The 2,052-nt window shown below is 74.9% G+C and carries 2 protein-coding genes and 1 pseudogene; 1 reads left to right on the top strand and 2 read right to left on the bottom strand.

The features are described from left to right. A partial coding sequence (locus BG452_RS33855; protein ID WP_411293065.1) for a protein kinase domain-containing protein occupies positions 1-893 on the bottom strand: 893 nt, incomplete at its 3' end. 57 nt (positions 894-950) lie between these two features. On the opposite strand from BG452_RS33855, the gene BG452_RS33850 reads away from it, so the two are divergent. Then, entirely contained in the window at positions 951-1,538 is a 588-nt protein-coding gene (locus tag BG452_RS33850; RefSeq protein ID WP_188308181.1) for a hypothetical protein, read from the top strand. Here the strand turns inward: BG452_RS33850 and BG452_RS33845 are convergent. Continuing rightward, positions 1,513-2,052, bottom strand: a pseudogene (locus tag BG452_RS33845) (hypothetical protein); the annotation flags it as partial. The gene BG452_RS33850 and the pseudogene BG452_RS33845 overlap by 26 nt on opposite strands.

Genomic DNA, 2,052 nt, shown 5'->3' with positions numbered 1-2,052 from the left:
AGCTCCACCTCCCGCGCCGCCCGCTCCTCGTCGACCGGCTCCGGGGCACCCGCCAGCAGCGCCGCCAGCTCCGCCCGCACCGCCTCCGCGGTGGGCCGCAGGCCCGGGTCCGGCTGCACCAGCCGTTCGACCAGCGGCGCCACCGGCCCGCAGACCACCGAGGGTTCGCGCCGCCCGTCGCGCACCGCCGTCACCAGGTCCGGCACGCCGTGCTCCGGGAACGGCGAGCGGCCGGTGACCATCCGCTGCAACAGCACCCCGAGCGCCCAGCAGTCCCCCGCCGGGCCGCCGTCCAGCGGCCAGCGCTCCGCGACCGGGCCGACCAGGGTGGCCCGCACCTCGTACCGGCGCCGCCCGCCCGGCCCGCCGAGGTCCTCGGCCAGCGCCTCCTGCGCGACCCCGCCGAGCAGCCCGCCGAGCATCGCCGCGCCGTCCTCGCAGACCAGCACCGACTCGGCGGTCACATTGCCGTGGGAGAGCCCGGCCTCGTGCAGCGCCCGCAGCGCGCCGACCAGGTCCGCAGCCAACTCGGCCGCCCGGTACGGCGGGAGCGGCCCGGCGGTGAGCAGCTCGGCCAGCGTCCGGCCGGCCGGCCGCTCCTCCACCGTCCACAGCAGCTCGCCCTCGACGAAGGCCCCGACCCCGCGCAGTAGCCGCGGGTGCCAGGACGGCGCGGCCGACCCGACCGCCGCGACCCGCCGTACCAGCCGGTCCCCGTGCCCGGGGTTGGGCTCCTCCGGGTCCTGACCGCCGGTCAGCAGCGCGGGCAGCTCCACGGCGCGCAGCAGGACCGATTCTCCGGTCCGCTCGTCCACCGCGAAGGCGCGCAGCAGTTCGGGACGGTCCGTCAACCGGTACCGCCCCGCCAACAACTGGCCCGGGCCGCCTCGCATGCCAGTTCCTCTCGCTCACCGAGCAGCCTACTGAGCGGCTCCTTCACGCTCGGCCCCATGGACTGGACCGATCTGATCGACACCGCCTTCAGGGTGGCGGGCAACAGCAACCAAGCCAAGCAGGCCGAGGCCGTCCGCCCGGTGGAAGCGGCCGTGATCGACGGCGAGCAGCCCGTCGCCTCCACGGCCGGGCGCCATCCCGACCACTTCCGCAAGGAGGTGATCGTGTTCGCCACCCACCGACTGCTCTCCCTGAAGGACGGGAAGCCACCGGTACCGGTTCCGCTTACCGCCGTCACCGTGGCCCGCACCGAACCCGACGGCGACGTCCTGACGATCATCGCCCTGACCGGCCCCCACCGCTTCGAGGACGTGGCCAAGGCCGACGACTTCGCCGAGCAGGTCCGCGAGGCCACCCGAGGAGATCGTCTCCACCCGGCACTTCGACTCCTGGTGGAAGAAGGCCCGGCACCACCCCCGCCGAACCCACGTCCGGCGGGCAACGCCTCGACCAGCTGGAGCGCCTGGCCGCCCTGCGCACCTCCGGCGCCCTCCCCGCGGACGAGTCCACCCGGGCCGAGCACCGCCTGCTCGGCTGACCCTCGGACCGGATCCGGCCCTACGGAGCAGGCTGGAAACTGTTGAACACGACGTCCCGGACCGGAGCCTGCGCGGCCCACTGCGCGTCCGGGACGATCCAGTAGATCGAGTAGCCGTACTTCGCCGGACTCCCGGTCACGAAGCCCCGGTTGAGCGAGTGCGTCTTGGGCGTGCCGTTGGTCCACTCCCAGTCCGCCGCGTTGGTCCACTGCCGGTAGGTGAGCGCCGCCAGGTTCAGCCGCTGGTAGTTGGTCACCTGGCCTCGCACGTTGGGCTCGGATTCCTGCCAGTCGGCGAGGGCGCTGGCACCGGGCGAGGTGGTCCACTCGATCCGCAGCTGGCTGCCGTCGGCGGCGTTCTTGAAGATCCGCCGGTTGGCGTCCGACCCGGCCGGCTGCAGCCAGTCCGGCAGGACGACCGAGAAGCCGCTCGGGTCCTGGTACGCGTGGTACCCGGCCGGCACCGGACCGCCGGACGCGGCCGGCGGCGTGGTCTGCGCCGGAGCCGGGTCGGAGGCCGGGGGCTGGGCCGCGCCAGCGGTGGCCGGCGGCGGCACGGC

The organism is Streptomyces sp. CBMA123 (genome assembly GCF_014596465.1).
Taxonomy (GTDB): Bacteria; Actinomycetota; Actinomycetes; order Streptomycetales; family Streptomycetaceae; genus Kitasatospora.
The sequence above is the reverse complement of the archived record's forward strand: the minus strand, read 5'-3'. Positions and strand labels throughout refer to the sequence as shown.

What these genes read in the sequence shown, in the direction of transcription:
- BG452_RS33850 (WP_188308181.1), top strand. Translation starts at nt 951, where the DNA reads ATGGACTGGACCGATCTGATCGACACCGCCTTCAGGGTGGCGGGCAAC.